Source organism: Turneriella parva DSM 21527 (genome assembly GCF_000266885.1).
Classification (GTDB): Bacteria; Spirochaetota; Leptospiria; order Turneriellales; family Turneriellaceae; genus Turneriella; species Turneriella parva.
On sequence record NC_018020.1, the window covers coordinates 352,597 to 369,342 of the forward strand.

Below are 16,746 nucleotides of genomic sequence, written 5' to 3' on the forward strand. Positions count from 1 at the left end.
GCGGGCATGACCGTGTGGGCTCTTGGTCCGTTCCCTTTACCACAGCCCTGGGCCGATCTGTGCGCAGATTTGCTGCCACGAGAATGGTGAAGCTGTGAGATTGCTGTAGGTCGACCTGTCGCCGCAACCGAGCAAGAGCAGCGTATCTGTCAGGTCGATTGTGTTCGTGTTCACCATGTTGATCAGCGTCTGCGTCGGCGCGACGCCGCTGAGATTGTTCAGAATGGAACCCGCGATGTGCTGCGGACCAAGACCCGGTAAATTCACTGCATAAGCGTTTGTCCAAATGCCTGCGCCACCCAGGGCTACGCCTGACTTGAGGTTGTCGGTCAGGCCGTCTGAGGCGATATCGACAACGCTGCCCAAACCAAAGTTTTCGCTGAAGTAGCCCTTGCTGCTCGCGGCAGGTATCGTCACACCGTGGTGCAGCAGACGCACCATGGCTTCGCGGGCAGAAATGTTCGGCGTTGCGCCGTTGTAGGTGATTGAATAACCACGGGTAACACCAGCGGTGCTAGTGATGCCCGTCGCATCGCGGTCAATCAGCTGAATGAGCTGGGCGGCGTTCACCGAGGGCTCTGAGACGCTAACAAAAGTCAGCCGCCCGTTAACTAATTGATTAACTATCGCCGATGCACCGTCAGCATGCGAGACGAAAGGATTTTCCCCTATCACCACTTTGGCCCCAACCGGACAGCCGGTTCCCGTTGGGAAACCAGAAATTGCAGTAATGCGGCCAGCCGTGACTGTAGCAGTCAGAGCCGCACCAGTACAGCCCACGACTTCCACTACGGGCGCAGGTAGGGGGAAATTCGGATACCCACAGCCGGCGTTTGTAATCGTAACGCCTGTCACAACACCACCGGTTATGGTTGCCACAGCCTCTGCCCGACCGCCAATTTTGACAATTCGACCGTGACCGTAATTTATACCACCGGCTGGATACCCGACCTCGTTACCAATTATTGAACAACCAGTAAGGGCGCCACCTGTTGCCGTCACCGTACAAGTTGCGCCTGAGCCACCCGCACCTGAAATTGGACAAACGTCGCCAGTTGTGTAGCCCGAGCCCCCGTAGAAACTGGATAATCCCCCAGGGGGCGCCGCAATACTGCCGCTAGCCTGACACGTAACATTGACGCCACTTGCCGTACAAGTGGGGTTCGCTGCATAGCCGCTGCCGGCATTGGTGACCGTGACTGCCCCGATTCTATTAACGCGCGCTGCTGCGACGGGCTGGGTTGTACAACCTCCGGTAAATGAGACAGCAGGCGCTACAGTATAACCGCTGCCGGCATTGTCGATACGAATACGACTAACTTGCTGCGCAGAAGAATCAAAAATAGCCGTTGCAGCAGCACCCGTACCTACCCCAGCAATATTCACGGTTGGCGCGCTCGTACATCCCGCGCCGTAAGAAGTCAGCTCGATTGCGGAGACCTGGTTTGCAGTCGTGGTGCCAAATGTTGCTGTCGCACCAGCACCACCTCCGCCAGCTATCGCTACGGCACCCGCTGTTACGGCGTTGCCTCCATTATACCGAAGTTGTGCAACCAATTCAGTCAAAGCCGCAACGCCAATACCTGAACTGGTATTGATGGCTGCCGAATTGTACGGTGCCATCAGCTGGGCAATCATATCGTGGTCAATACTCGGCACTGTGACCAGCGCATCAACTTCCCGTGCATCGCCTAAGTTCTCCATCAAGTGGACCATCTTGTAAACATCTTCGCGCGCAAGAGAATTCAATAGATTTATCAGGTCATTTATGCTCGCATTGTTGTTTCGTGAAGCATCAACTGTGCCGTTCACCACGCCGACTAAATTGCTCGAGCGCGTTACTCCATTTATGAGTGCGCCTAGCTTATCTCCGTCTGTCACGCCATTTATGAGCGTGACGATTGTGCCGGGCGAACCGGTTATATGGTTGATAACATTGACCATTTTACCGAGTCCAGTAGCACCAGTCGAGGTCGCAGTAGGAAACCCTCTAAAATCATTGGGGGGATTATAGACACATCGCCCAGTGATGGCGGTAGCAGTGCTGCCTGTTCCGCCGCCAGCATCAGTGATGGTAATCGCTGGAGTTGAGCCAAGCGCTAACCCAGACCCCTCAGAAAGAATTACGATTGCACCTATACGGCCACTCGCGTCGACCAGAGCGCGCCCAGTACCGCCACCCGGAATTGTAACAGTTGTTTGCCCTGAATATGCGGTTCCGAGACCTGGTGTTATTGCGGCACCTGTCACGCCTGATAATGGCAGTGCTGCCCCCGCCGAATTGGTTGGCGTAGCCCAGCAATCATTGCCAGTAATTTGATTAACGAGCAGAGCAGTATTTTGAGTACTATTGATTAAAAGACCGGCAATGATATCTCTGAGTTGAGTCATATCAACTTTGTTAATCAAGAATCGCATATCTTCAATCTCGCTGATGAAGCCGATTAGATTAGACAATTTTTGACCTGCGGCAGAAAGGTCAGGCAAGGCCGCGTCGTCTGTTTTTGAACCGCTAGCAACCTGATTAACAAGTCCTCGCTTGAAACATGACATGCCCGCAGTGCCGCCTTCTGCCACAGCGTTGTAGCAAGCCATTTTTAGTACATCGTATGTTGTACCTAGGTACTGCACGAGGTAAGAGATACGGTTGCGTTTCGCTATGATGTTGTTCCCCGGGTCTGGGGCCACATTATCGATTAGATATGAAGCCGTACGCAGTTCGTTATTGGTACTCGGCCCTGGGTGTACCGCGTTGGGATTAATGTTGTTGAGCAGCACCATGAGATTATCTATACCACGATTCGGGAAAGTAGCTGTGGCAATGTGTGTCGCTGAATCGAAGCCATCGTCAATCTGGTAAATTAAATCCATCATCCTGTTGACGTTGGTGACATCGTTGATGGTTCCAACCAGTTTGCTATTCCATTCTGTACTGCCGCCTTGTGGCGCTGTAAAGTTTTGAAAATTACATTGCTTATCCTGTTCTGCGACCGCTAAGGAGGTATCGACTATGAACGGTGCGTAAGGCCCCCCGGCCGGACAATATGGCCCCACCCCACCCCTATGTTCGATAACAACGGTTAGCCTGTCCGTGAAATAGCGGATTTGCGCTTCATCTTCTGCGAGCCGAATCGCCAGAGAAGCGGGATTCTGAGTGCGGCGACCATTGATTAGCACCCCCATTTTGGACGTATCTTGGACATCTCTGAGGATCGCCAAAAGATTCTGCAGGCCCTGCAATTGGTAGGTGTTCACCGCAATATCGGTCCACAGATCTCCGGTGCCATCATAGGTTGTCAGTACATTGGCTGCGTCGACATAAACGCAATTCGAGTTGACTTGCCCACCCACCGGACATGCATTGCGATCAAATGAGTCCAAGAGGAATACCATGTCGCGCCCATCATAGGTCAAATTTAGAAGGTCGTAGAGTTTTCGTGGGCCAGTTAGGGCTTCACTGCTGAGATTTGCATCTGTCAGCGTCGGTGTGTCGAAGGCTGCAACGACATAAGCCAGCTTCATGAGATAGCGATAGTGCTCCACGGTAACGAGATAAGGTGCCACGTGTAGCGTTGGACATGTCGCAATTGCGCAAGAAACCTGAAGCGCCTGATTAGCTGGCAAACCATATTCGGGATAATTATGGCGTATACCATCAATCAAAACCTGTAGGCCTCGATTGCTGACGCCATTGAGTAGCTGCACCATTAGATTGGGCACATGAAAATGCTGCCAAGTACAACCATTGAGGTTGGCAACGGATCGCGCATCAAAACCATAACCCGATGCAACCGGCACTGTGTTCGCACGCGTGCAACCCACGCGTTTGATCGCGAGAATAAGTTCAAGCGTATACGTCGCGCCAATCCCCTTCACCAACGTAATCAGTTTATCTTCGTTGACTTTCGCAAGAATATATAGCAGATCGCCGACGGGAATTCCCGGCAGCGTGGTGTCGTTTGGGTTTCTGAGTAAAATGTTGAGCTCAGCTTCACCGACACGGCGCGCAAACTTGCCGAGCACTTCGTTCTGCGCCTGGGTCAGTTTCACCTGCTCAGGCGGCGTTGCCCTACCAATGCAGGCAATAAGCACTGGCAGCAGCGCAATCGCGAATATTGACGAGCGTAAGCGAGTCAATAATCGCACTTGTGGTGAGCGCAGCCGAACCATTAAAATAACCCCGCTGTATAGCCCAAAAGAATGACAATGCCACTCTGCGACAGCCGCGCGGTACGCGTTTTGACAAGAAAGTCTTCACTGTAGGTCACGGCAAAATTGCCGTTGGTGTTTTTGGTTTCGGTGAGTGAGCCACGGCGGTTCAGCGTCACGTTGTATTCTTGCCACTGGTAGCCGATGCGTAAATCAAGATAATGGCCGCTCGTCACGTGGTACTGAAAACCAATCGCCGGCATAAAACGAAAACCAAAATCGTTGATAATACTCTCTTGCAGGTTCGCTTCAAGCGTATACAAGACCTGATCGCCGCCTGCAACCGTTGAAAAAGGTGAGGAGTTAATCGTGTACTTGCGCTTGCCATAGACGAGCGACAGGCCCACCTCGAAACCGCCATAAGGCATCAGCTTTCGGTCAAACAGGCCACGCTCATACCAGTAGAAAAAGCTCATGCCGGGCGATACAGTCAAGAGGCTCTCATCAACCGTGAGCTTGCCCTCATAGCTACGCGTTGCAGTACAGTTGGCACAGGTTGCCTCAGGGTCATAATAGGCGAATGGACCTGAAAGCGTCTGCGCCGTCTGCTTATAGAGTGGCGCCATATAGGCATGAAAGCCAATGCGCAGAAATTTCTTGTCTTTCGCCCATTTCGCGTTGCGCAGCCCCGGCAACTGGTCGATGTTCACACCCAAAAGGCCTTCAATACCGACGGCGTAGTTCATCGCACCGTTCTGCTGCAGCGGCACCGGCACGTTTGTCGAGCTGTTCGAAGAGCTCGCCTGCCGAAACATATCTTGTTCAATAGAAGTTTTGCGCGTCTCTGCCCAGTCAGAACTTTCTTTAGCAAGCACGATGCCACCCCGCCAGGTTAGCTCACCGAGATAAAAGTATTTCTTGCGCATCTGCGCGAGCGCCCCATCGACCTTCGGCATTTTGCTGATCGCCGCACCCTCACCCGGCGCCGGAAAATCCATTGGGCCGGTGGTGACCGACGAATCTGCTGGCGCAGATTCTGTAGGTTTTAGTGATTGCGCGTAGATGTCACCCTTCGACAGGCTCAGGGTGACAACGACAACGACCGCTGCGCGCCACACGAAATGCTGTGACGTGCTTCGCGTCTCCGCCCCCAGTGCTTGTCGAAGCATGACTTTCAAAACACAATCCCCGCTTGAATGAAACCACCGAGCATTTCAAACTTGTTGACTTCTTGCGTTTTGAAACCGAGCGAACTGAGCGGAAACGACCCCACGAGCGTATCGCCGAGAATCGCCTGGCCAGTGCCGTCGACATCGCGATTTAAATAAACAAAGCCATAATTGGCCCCGATACGAAATTCTGTCTGTGTGTTTAAGAATTTCGACCACGGCGGCGGCCGGTATGTGAGGTGAAGACGAAAGATCGGGCCGATGTCGGTGACGTTCGTCGAGTTGGCTGTACCCTGCAGCACGCGCGATGCAAGCGCATCGTATGGCGGCACCGGAGTCACCGGGTCGGTGCGCACCGCCTTGAAAGCAATCTGCTGTGAAGTCGAGAGAATCATTGCGCCGACAGCGCCGCCGACACTCATGCGCCCCCATTTGCGCGTGAGAAATACATAATCGTACGCGATCGAAGGTGTGAGAATCCACACGTCTTCGTTCATGGTCATTTTGAAATCGTATTCGCCACGTCGGCTTGTCGGGTCGACGAAGCCGAGTTTTGCGAGAGGACAATCGGTGCCGGTGCAACCACCCGAAGTCTCGTTCAGCGTCATCTTGGTGTCGAGGTCGACTGTTTTCAGCGGCACGAGACCCGCCAAACCAAACTCAAGTTCAACCTGGTGTTTACCAAAATAGAAACCAAGAGAAAGATTACCCGTTGGCAGAAAGTGAGTCGGCGCGCGCTGCACTTTTTGCGCAGTAGACATGGTAATATCTGAATTAAAGGTTAATACCTTCATGTTCAGGGTGTCTCCGCCAAAGGCGCCTTCGATCTGTTTGATCACGCCCTGAAATTCAGAACCGAGATTAAAATAATTCACGGTGGTAGATGCCTTGATGTACCAGGTGTGCGTAAAGAAAGCGCGGTTGGCGCGCGGGTCGAGCTGCGTGATCGAGCCGATATTGGTTTCGTTATAGAGATCTTCGACTGCCGCCTCTTCGGTGACAAGATTACCCTTTGCGTCGATACGCTTTTTGAGAGTTTTCTTCTTTAACTGAATCGTACCAGCCTCTTGGGCGTGCGTCACCGCAGGCGCAACAAGGCAGACCACCACGGACGCAGCGAAGGCTGCCGACAGAAACCGGAGAAACTTAGTGAACACGTGTTTATTTATTATGTTCATAGTTCATGACTGAGTGCCAAAAAAACGCCAGGGGCAAGTCCCAAATAGACTTCGTCGCTTGTGGTTGAAACTACTTTTTGGTAGATATTTTTGTCAGCCGCCGCTCCGGCGCGCTCGGCGAAAATGCCGGTACCTGAGTAGTTAATAACTCCATAGTGCACCGCACACGAAGCTACCAGAGCCATGTGTAACTTAGCGGTGAGCCGCATGCGAACGCCCAGCTCTGCCCTGCCCGCGAGCAAAAATGCCATGGCATACGATTCTGTCGCACTTGCAGTGATCGTGTATGTGTCAGTAAATGCCCCCGCGCTGATCTGCTGCGGAGCAAGGTTTAACTCGTAATCGCGCTGGCCATTTTGCAGGGCCACGCCGAGTGACAGCGAACCGATAAACCGCCAGCCCTGCGGATTACCGAGCTCGGTACCTAGCCCCACCATCGGCGCAATATACTGGTGGCGCTCACGAACGCTGAGCGACCCCGAATACGTCACGTCGGTCAGCGCCACATGCTGCGCCTGCGCGTTCTGGTAGCGAAAATTACCCGCAGCGTCTAATACCTGCGAGCGCAGCGACATCGCGCCCTCTAACGAAAACAACGCAGAAAGAGACGGCGATTTCGGCAAAAAGCGGATGCGCTCAAAGGGTATCTCCCACTCAGCGCGAATGGTTGGCATCGTCAGAAATGATGAGGATGTATTTTCGAAACCCGGGCCTGTGCCCTTATAGATTATTTCTTGCGTTCTGAGAATATGCGTGTTGGCAAAAGATTCGGCCGCCGCGTAAGACGTTGGGTCGCTAACTAGCGGCATCGCCGCGCGGCCGCCGAGGTAGAAACTGAAGTAGCCCGGCCGGCCGATGGATTTATCGCCCTTTTCATTCACCACGGCATCGGTTGCAGCCCCGGCCCAGGTGTTGCCAAACACCGTTGCCGTCGGCGCGCAGAGAGCAAGCGAAAAGAACAGCTTTTTCACTGGCTCTCGCTCCATACAAGATGAGACGCCAACAGAGTACAAAAGACGACAGCTTTGCCCTGCTTCATAGTTTGATTCCGCACCGCACAGTGACAGACGGCAAAATCGAGAAAGTATCTTGTTCGCTCTGAACTCCCAACGCCTGAGAACTCTGCGTGAAAGCGACCGACGTGGCGCCGACAAAGTTCGTGTAGCCTGAGTTCTGCAGGCGCATCAACAGAAACACCGCCGAAGCGCCGAGTTCAAAATAGACGCGCGTGTCGGGCCGCTGGTAACGCAGCGTTGTGCCCAGAACCGGCCCGAACGCATAGACCGATTCGGTGGTCAGCTCGCCCTGCACCGCGCGCACGTCGGCAATCTGCGCACATGGCACCGACCCACCCGTTGTGCAGCGGTTAACCGAAAACTCGGTGCGCGCTGCATAGACCTGCGTCATGATGCCCAGCTCGCCCGCCAGCGCAAATTCACCACCGATGGCGGGCCCCAAAATTTTCGTATAAGACATACCGACTGTGATTGCATAGAAGCGCAGATTCGTGCGGATCTCAGAATCATAAGTGGCCTTGCCCGAGGCGCTGACAAAGTTCACCGCAGCCAGCGGGCAGGTTGCATATTGCACGCCGCTGCAAGTTGTCGCTTCGCTGAGCTGGTAGCTGCCGGCATAGTATGCAGATGTCTGCGGCACAATGCCGCTGAGCGCGCCGAAAAAGGCGACCTTCGCCTGCCCTGCATTAAAGTCAGACGAGATTCGCAGCTCGGGCAAACTGATCAGGTGATATGCCGAAAGTGTCTCACCGGTTTCACCCTTCCAGGTTGAACGATAATCGGTGCCCGCACTTTGCCCCACAATCGGCGCAGCACCTGAATTTAGAACCTGCTTCTGTAGATTGTCATTCAGTGTGCTGTTCAGCATCGAGTTCAGCTGCATACCATAGCCCAATGACAACCTGGTTTCTGCTGCGACGGGCGCAGCGCAGATAAGCGCCAAGAGTGAGAAACAGATAAGTCTGCGCCGGCGCATTGTTATATTATCGGACGTTTGATTTACGAAGTTCGCGACCTTCTGGCAGAAAGTTATGAGCCCTTTTGCATGCGTCGCGCCGCAAGCATTTTCGAAAGGCCCAGACCAAGAAGGTAAAGCCCGCAGACGAACATGATGCTGGCTGAGATACTGACTGAAAGGCTCATACCTTGATGCATCTTACCTCACAGCGCAAAAAGCTTGCGCTGAATAAAAGTCACGTCTTTGTACTCTCGCCCCTTCGACAAGCTCCGATGACGGAGACCCGAGACCGGTCACAGGGTGACAATGGCCCAGCGCACGTCAAACGGTTACGAAATGACGGCCACATTTTGTCACGCTGTGCCTGTCGAATGGTGGCAAGACATTCCAGGCTCAAATTCTTCTCTGCGTCGCGCAAGATGTTCAGCCATAATGGCAACCGCGTTTCAGTGCGGCTACACGAGCTCGACGTGGTAATGAACCTGACCTGCATTGTCCCATGGACAATCTACAGAAGACCTTTTCACCAGACACTCTTGAGGCTGAGGGCACGCATTAGTGAATGCGCGCCCCCAAAGATTACCACAAATTTGGCGTATGCGTGCTGCAGCCGGTGAAAAAGGTCGTCGCCGCAGCACCGCCGGTCTGAACTCGGTCAGCGCAACCCATCAGGACAGGAAACTCTTGAAGGCCAGTTGTATCGCTTCCCAGCAGGTTGATTACCGTCATTGTGCTGTTTGATCCGGTGAGATTGCCAAGAATATTACGCCCAATATATACGGAACCAACTCCGCTAAAGTTGAAGTAACCTGCCGGCCAGCCCGCACTGATGTATGTTACGCCTTCCTTTATCAGACGTACCATTGCCTCGCGGGCCGAGATATTAGGCGAAGTACTGGCGTAAGTGGCCGCATTGTAGAGTGGCGCCTTCTCCGTATTCGCAAGCAGCTGCGCCAAGTTGTCAGCAGGTGTTGATAGACTCAGCGCTACCACAGTGCCACCATTTATTTGGCCTACAAGTGCCGTTGCGTTGTCTCCGTGGCCAGCATACGGACTATCACCAATTATGACGGTGGGGTTTACCGGACAGCCAGTTGCTGCTACGACCTCGTTGATAGCGGTGACAACGCCGCCGGCAGATACTGTCGCATTATAGCTGCCTGCCGTTGCGCACTCATTTGCGCCAGAGAGAAGCCTCGCAGATATAGTGCCGGGCGTATAACCACAGCCGCTATTCGTGATGGTGAAGCTGGTAATGGCACCGGTACCGACGTTCACGTTTGCCTTAGCTTGGGCCCCGCCGCCGATGGTAACGACCTGGTTATCAATGTAGCTGGTCCCACCCGTGATGGCTGAACATCCTGTCACCGCGCCAGCCGTGACCTGAACGGTACATGTTGCGCCGCTGCCACCGGCACCAATAACCGGGCAAACCTGGCCGTTTACGTATCCCGAACCGCCATTGAAGTTCGTGAGACCCGTGCCCGGCGTGGTGTTTATGGGCCCGGCAACAAGGGCTGTAGCCTGGGCGCCTGTACCGCCACTGCCAGTCATGGGTGCACCCGAGATCAAGAAGCTATCTGTGTAGCCAGTGCCCCCGTTTGTTACGCTGAAGCCGATGATTCCGCCTGTAGCATATGTGAGGGTCGGCGCTGTGGCGGGTGCGGGCACAAAAGTAAATGTCGGTGCCGTGCAGCCACCAGTACCATTATTCGTCAAATAAACCCCGACAACCTGAAAGTTCGCAGTGCCATCAATGCGGGCCCCTACAACCCGCGCCTCTGCGCCGGGGCAGGTGCCGCCGATTGTTAAACCTGTAGGCATCGCGGTGAATGAGCCACCAGCAGTCAATGTGAGACGAGTTAATGTCGTCCCGGATGGCGCGGGCGAGACGATGCTTTGAGCAATGGCACCACTGCCACCGCCAGCCGTCGTTGTTGCGCCGCTAATGGTGATAGAACCAGTATAACCTGATCCCCCGGCCATCGCCAACGAGCCAATCAGCGCGTTCATATCAGCAACACCAACACCAGAGGTCGACGTGACACCGCCTGCATTTGCTGTCGTCGTGCCAGTGCCAGCAGTTGTGATATCAATCACTGCTCCGCCGCGCGTGGTGCCAACACGAATATTGTTCGCATCTACAACCGTCACGACGAAATACGCCTGCCCGGAGACCAGCGGCGCGGGTAACGTGCCGCCCACATTCGAAAATATGACCAGGCGATCGACGGCGAGACCGTGGCCAGCCCAGGTTATATTTTCGTTTGCCGGCGTAGCCGTGACTACTGCTGGGACAGTCCCAAGAGTCGCGTGTGTCGCCATGAGCTGAGCGATCAACTCGTGGTCAGGCCCTGGGAAGGTAGCCGTCGGGGTCTCGTAAGCACTCCCAATCGCCCCGATCAGAGATACCAGCTTGCTAATCTCTCCCCTTGGCAGGTTGTTCATCAATGCGACGAGATCGGTAGTCGATGTGCCATAGCGTACGTCCGTAACACCATTGAGAAGCCCAACAATATTTGATGAGCTAACAGTCTGATTGATGAGATCGGCCATCTTGTTGATATCCAAGACGTCATTGAGAAGATTTTTGAGCTGCACCATCGCTGCAGACGTGGTCGCGCCTGAGATGAACTCAATTACGTTGACCATCTTGCCCATACCGGTTGCGTTACCCGAAGGATTACCACGCCCCGGAACAGTGCCTGGCAGAAATGCGTTCGCGCCCGTAACTGTGTTGATGAGCACCGCTAGCTTACCTGTCCCGTTATCTGGTGCCGTGCCGATTGCCATGAATGACACGAGCTTCGACATTCTGATAATTGAGCTCACGTTTTCGGTTACGAATACCAGCTGAGAAATGGTCGTCGTATTCTCCACAATCTTGACCAGGCGACGGCCGCCGGCAGAGAGAGCTGCGGTATTGAGCGCATCACCTGCGGGACCGCGTGGATACACATGAACATCCGCATCGTTGTGCTGAGAGTAGGTAGACACATGATTCACTAAATCAATAATTTTCGCTGGGGTTATGCTATCGATCATCGTGACGAGCTTTGTGGAGGAGGTCACGTTTTCGACCAAATGAACCAGAGTCAAAACAGCCCTATCGCGTTCGCCCCAGAAAGCACCGTTGCCAGATGCTTCACACAACCCCGCGTCAGAAGCGGTTGTGTTAGCAGCGCCAAGATTATATTGGTAATCTGCGCCACTGGCCTGCGTTGCAGAATTGCCGTCGGCATCACTTGAAGCACCATTTGAGCAACCTGGTATCTCTGATTGTTTGAAGATGCCATTAATGACCGTCGCGAGATTCGTCGTATTCGTAACGCCCCAAATCAGGTCGATAATCTTATCTGTGTTTGTTACGCCATTGAGCAAATCACCGACCTTGAGAGGCCCTTCTTGCGCTTGTGACAACGTCTGCATCAATACGCGTAATTTGCCCAAGTAGGTGGTTGTCAGCGACGCATCAGCCTGGAACGCCTCGTTGAGATTATCAAAAGTGCGCTGTCCGTCCATCACTTGCACGAGACGAGGTACATTTGCTGGGTTCAATAGTTCTACAACCTGAACAAGGTTATTCATGTCGTTATTAACTTGCATCGAGGTAATGACACCACCTGCGAACTGTGCGGTGATGGTCATGCCTGAGCACCCGCTGACAGCAAAGGTCGTGGCAGCGCTGATACCTGACGACCCGCCAGGTGTGACGACTGAGATATAGGCAATACGCTGGCCGACGATAAAAGCCTTTATCGTGCCCGCAGTGATAGTACCACCACCACCCGAGACAGTCACATCGTCAGACCCGTCAACAACCGTGCAGGTCGCGGCGCCAGCAGTACCGCCGAGGTTATTGAGCAGATCATAAACATCATTCGCATTTTTGAGATCTTGGACGAGCTGAACCATTTTGGTCATGCTCGAGACACCATCGACGAGGTTCATGACCTTGTAATAAGAAGCCGCCGGGGTAACGCCGTTGATAATATCTGCGAGGCGAGCCACAGTCGTTTTTGAAGATGCTGGCGTCACGGCAGTGAGGGTCTTGGGACCGTCGGCACCACAACCCGAACCAGCGGAGACGACATAATGCCCAGTTGTCTGAATAATACCGCCCAGAACATTCAAGTGAATGGTCGGCTGTACGGTACAACCGGTCACGCTGACTGTAACTCCCGGCAGGTAGTTAGTGCCGCCGCTGCCACCACCAATAGTAAAAGCGCCGACTGGAATATTTCCTGCGCCGCCAGTCACGGTATAGGTATGAGTTAAACCGGCACCTGCAGTGCTAAACGGCAAACCGCGGGATGCCGGGCCACCCGGACCAACACCCCAGGTCTCAGCCGGCGAAACCTGGCCTGTCCAGGTAGCACCATCTTCAGCCAGATTCAAGAAACTCCCAAGATTTGTGGGTGAGAGAACGTTGTTCATGATATTAATCAGAGTATCAGTATTAGTAACGTTGTTGATCAGATACCCCATTTTTGTGCCATCGCTCACGGCGTTGACTACCGGAACCAACTTTGCTGTAACGTTTGCAACCGTGACGCCAGCGATTGTTGAATATCCGCCGACAGGCGTCGTACTCAGCAATGCCCGCATTCTCTGAATGTCCGACGTAGACTCCATAATTTCGACGAGCCTGTTTGCGTTCGAGACGCCCTTGATCATGGGTGCAAGCTTGTTTGTAACATCAGCTGCCGACAGGTTAGTCAAGAGGGGACAAAGCTTCAGTGCACACGATGAAACGCCCGGCTGGACGTGCGCGACAATTTTCGCGAGTCGCTGAACATAAGCCTGTTGATTCGCGGGGGTTTCAGTTGTTGCGACTGCGAGACTCCGTGACAAATCAAATCCAGCAGGACCCATTAGATCAACGAGCTTTGCTTGCACTTCGGAAACGGGATTGAGCGTATTGATAATTGCGGCCAAATTGCCGACTGTATCTTGGTCGCTAGGAACCGCGCCACCAGCAGTGTTGACATTGGCAGAAATGGTAGTCGTCATTTCAATATCAACCTGCTTGATAAGATAAAGAGTTATTATTGCACCCAAACCGGTTCGCCCGCCCGGTCCCGTACCGACAATCAGGTCGTTGCCGATGAGGGCAACAAATTTTGAAGTGGCGGCTGCACCTGAGCCTGTGGTGATTTGCTCTATGAGTTGCACGAGGTTTGAGACACCAATACCATACGCCAGCAAATTGAGACTGTCTTGGCCGATACCAGCATAGAGCTGATCAGTTTTTTCTTGGCCGACGAGTGCCACCCATTCTTCATAGGTCGGTGCGGCTTTGCCTGCGTCGTTTTCCATATTTTGTGCGAATTTGGTCTTTGATGACCTTGCACAATTGAGAGCGAAAGCTGCTGCTGCCACGAGTAACAGACCTGCCTTCAGGTGTCTCTTGAATTTGCTCATTGTTGTCTCCATTTACGGCCTTTTCTTTTCGGTATGACGATGCCTTTTTGCCTTACACGACGCTGAGCGCGCGCAAAGACAGAGGTCATGCCAACCCTACATAGTACTATATGGCCGCCAGAAGTTTTCGGTGCCAAAAAAAGTGAACGAGTGTATTTGTTTAGTGCGGTGCGGAAACGGGGGGCGGGGGGCGGCGTTGCCTGAGGTGCTCGAAGGCAACGTGGCATTTCTTGCGCTCCCTTCGAGCGCCTCAGGGAGCGGTTTAGCTGAGGTGCTCGCAAAGGTGAGACCTGTGGTCGCGAAGCCAGCGACGCGAACTTTCCGTTGCCTTCGAGCACCTCAGGCAACGATAATTTTGACCTCAGACAACGATAATTTTGACCTCAGACAACGATAATTTTGACCTCAGGCGACGATAACATTAACCTCAGGCGACGGAGAATTCGGACCAAGGGCAATGGCGAAGTTTCGGCGCTGGCTGAGGGGCTCGAAGCCAGCGGGCCTTCATTTCGCTTTCGGCTTTGGGTTTGTGTCAGCCAATTTCGGCAAAGTATCATGCTTTTCTGCGATCAAAGCCAGCTTTTTTTCGCGGCGCCATCCCTGTATTTGCTTCTCTCGCGCATAGGCCACGTCAATGCGATCAGAAAATTCGCAAAACACCAACTTTACTGGTAGCCGCTTGCGTGTATGTTTGGCCCCGAGGCCGGCTTGGTGTTCAGCCAGGCGCTTTTCGAGGTTCCAAGTACTACCCGTGTAGAGAGAGCCGTCTTGGCATTCAAGTATGTACACCCAGGGCATAGTCGATTCGTTGCCTTCGAGCGCCTCAGGCAACGAAAATTTTTGGTCTTAGGCAACGACAATTTCGGCTTCAGGCAACGATAATTTCAGATTCGGGCAAGCATGATTTTTGAGGTTCAGTCAATTCGAGGGCCCGCTGGCCGCGATGCCATCATGGCGCTGGTGCGACGAAGTCTCGCTTTAGCGAGGTGCTCTGCGCGGCTGCGGTGCAGTCTCGGCGTTGCCTGCGACCGCAGGTCTCTGCTTCAGAAGTGCTCGCGAACGCGAGACCTGCGGTCGCGAAGGCAACGTATTTCAACCGCGTCAGGGATCGCAGCCCCGCAGGGGCGAAGAGCCCGACGGCGCAGCCGGGACGCCCAAAACATCAATGTTTTATAACAATTGCGTCATGAATCCCCCCCCTCGACAGGCTCTGCGGGCAGAGACTCCGTCGCAGGGCAAGTTTTTTGGCACTGCATAGTGAACAAATGACATCTATGTACAGTTTTTGGGGAAATCGCGTGAAAAGCGCCTGAAAATCAGTAACGCGTGGTGGGAGCCAACATGAAGTTTATCGTTCTCTCTTTATTAGCAGTTTCGTTTGCATGGGCCGGGTCGGGTAGCTCGACAAAGCCTCTGCAGGGTTCTTACCCGATTGTGCTCTCTCACGGTGTGCTCGGTTTTGACGACACGAAGGGCCTCGTCGGCGGCCTGATCAAGTATTGGGGCGGCATGGACGAACACCTGCGCTCGCAGGGCGCTGCGGTGCTGACGCCGGGCACGAACCCGATGCAGTCGGTGCAAAACCGCGCGAATGACCAGAAGAACCAGATTAATCTGTGGATCGCGGCGAACGGCTACAGCAAAGTGCACATTATCGCGCACTCGCAGGGTGCGCTCGTTTCGCGCTATATGACCAGCTCGCTCGGCATGGCGCCCAAAGTTTCTACAATTACGAGCATCAACGGGGTGAACCGCGGTACGCCCGTGGCGGATATAGCACTTGCTGTTATACCTTCGTGGTTGCAGCCATCGGTCAACATCGTCATCAATGTCTTGTCGAAAGTGATCTATGGCAAAACGCAGCAAGACCTGATCGCGATGACTTCATCTCTCACCGTTGCCAATGTCAATGCGCTCAACAACACGAACCCTAACATGGCGGGGGTGAAATATTACTCTTATGGCTCGCACATCACGCTGCCCGACCTGATTCAGCACCCGATTATGGGCCTTGCCTACCCGATCACCTGGACAGGGGGTGTCTTTAACGGCCAGGGCGGTACTAACGACGGCGTTGTGCCGCTGTCGTCACAGAAGTGGGGCACCTGGAAAGGCGGCCCGTCTTATGGCATTTTCACCACGGGCGTCGACCACATTCAGGCAACCAACTTTTCGTACATGGGTGAAACCTGGTACAACGTGCGCCAGTATTACCTGACGATGGCGTCGAACGCGAAGAGCAATCAGTAACGTATATTGTCACCCTGCGATCCGTTTCGGGTCTCTGTCTCCAGAGCTTGTCAAAGGGTGATTGAAAAAACAAATCTTGTCACCCTGAGCTTGTCGAAGGGTGGCTAACGAAGGTCATGGTTCGACAGGCTCACCATGACAAAGTATCAAAACAGAAAAGTTTTGTCACCCTGAGCCTGTCGAAGGGTGACCTGAAAACAATTCGGGGCATGTCATCTTGCGACCTGTTTCAGGTCTACGTCTGCGGAGCTCGTCGAAGGGTGACGTGCCGTTTTCGCCAGCTTTGGCAAATCTTCAAACCGCCCCTCAATCAGCGCGAGCTTTTTCTCGCGACGCCATTTCTTAATGCGCTTTTCCATTGCAAGGGCTTCAGCGGGTGAAGTGAACTGCTGAGCGAAGACCAACCGGACGGGTAAGCGCGTGCTGGTAAAACCTGTCGCAGATTGAAAATCATTGTGCAGGGCAACTCGCCGTTCAACATCATGAGTTACGCCAGTATAGTATGAACCATCAGCGCATTCTACTATATAGACTGATAGTTTGCGCCGGGGCATCTGGCGTCAAGTCATGCTTCGACGGGCTCAGCATGACAAGAAACTTTT

The 16,746-nt window shown here is 53.6% G+C and carries 9 protein-coding genes; 1 reads left to right on the forward strand and 8 read right to left on the reverse strand.

The window, feature by feature from the left end; genetic code table 11:
• Positions 1-36: 36 nt before the first annotated feature.
• The 7 genes from TURPA_RS01635 to TURPA_RS01665 all read right to left on the reverse strand — a co-directional run bounded on the left by TURPA_RS01635 (position 37) and on the right by TURPA_RS01665 (position 14,692).
• Positions 37-4,170 carry a hypothetical protein gene (locus tag TURPA_RS01635; protein WP_014801539.1) on the reverse strand — a complete coding sequence of 1,378 codons (4,134 nt, stop codon included), beginning with the start codon at positions 4,168-4,170 and terminating at the stop codon, positions 37-39.
• Positions 4,170-5,267 carry a hypothetical protein gene (locus TURPA_RS01640; RefSeq protein WP_157210358.1) on the reverse strand — a complete coding sequence of 366 codons (1,098 nt, stop codon included), beginning with the start codon at positions 5,265-5,267 and terminating at the stop codon, positions 4,170-4,172. The genes TURPA_RS01635 and TURPA_RS01640 overlap by 1 nt, the downstream gene beginning before the upstream one ends.
• 56 nt (positions 5,268-5,323) lie before the next feature.
• Positions 5,324-6,496: a hypothetical protein gene (locus tag TURPA_RS01645; RefSeq protein WP_014801541.1), complete on the reverse strand. Its 1,173-nt coding sequence runs from the start codon at positions 6,494-6,496 to the stop codon at positions 5,324-5,326.
• Positions 6,493-7,467 carry a hypothetical protein gene (locus TURPA_RS01650; protein ID WP_041948233.1) on the reverse strand — a complete coding sequence of 325 codons (975 nt, stop codon included), beginning with the start codon at positions 7,465-7,467 and terminating at the stop codon, positions 6,493-6,495. Before TURPA_RS01650 ends, TURPA_RS01645 begins: the two co-directional genes overlap by 4 nt.
• A gap of 64 nt (positions 7,468-7,531) precedes the next feature.
• A complete protein-coding gene (locus tag TURPA_RS01655; protein WP_014801543.1) occupies positions 7,532-8,488 on the reverse strand; it encodes a hypothetical protein in 957 nt (318 codons plus the stop codon).
• 561 nt (positions 8,489-9,049) lie between these two features.
• Entirely contained in the window at positions 9,050-13,894 is a 4,845-nt protein-coding gene (locus TURPA_RS01660; RefSeq protein ID WP_014801544.1) for a beta strand repeat-containing protein, read from the reverse strand.
• Between the two features lie 504 nt (positions 13,895-14,398).
• The gene (locus TURPA_RS01665; RefSeq protein ID WP_014801545.1) at positions 14,399-14,692 is read right to left on the reverse strand and encodes a GIY-YIG nuclease family protein; all 294 of its coding nucleotides are present in this window, start codon (positions 14,690-14,692) and stop codon (positions 14,399-14,401) included.
• A gap of 543 nt (positions 14,693-15,235) precedes the next feature.
• On the opposite strand from TURPA_RS01665, the gene TURPA_RS01670 reads away from it, so the two are divergent.
• Positions 15,236-16,144: an esterase/lipase family protein gene (locus tag TURPA_RS01670; protein WP_014801546.1), complete on the forward strand. Its 909-nt coding sequence runs from the start codon at positions 15,236-15,238 to the stop codon at positions 16,142-16,144.
• A gap of 212 nt (positions 16,145-16,356) precedes the next feature.
• Here TURPA_RS01670 and TURPA_RS01675 read toward each other — a convergent pair whose 3' ends face one another.
• A complete protein-coding gene (locus tag TURPA_RS01675; protein ID WP_014801547.1) occupies positions 16,357-16,698 on the reverse strand; it encodes a GIY-YIG nuclease family protein in 342 nt (113 codons plus the stop codon).
• Between the last annotated feature and the right edge of the window lie 48 nt (positions 16,699-16,746).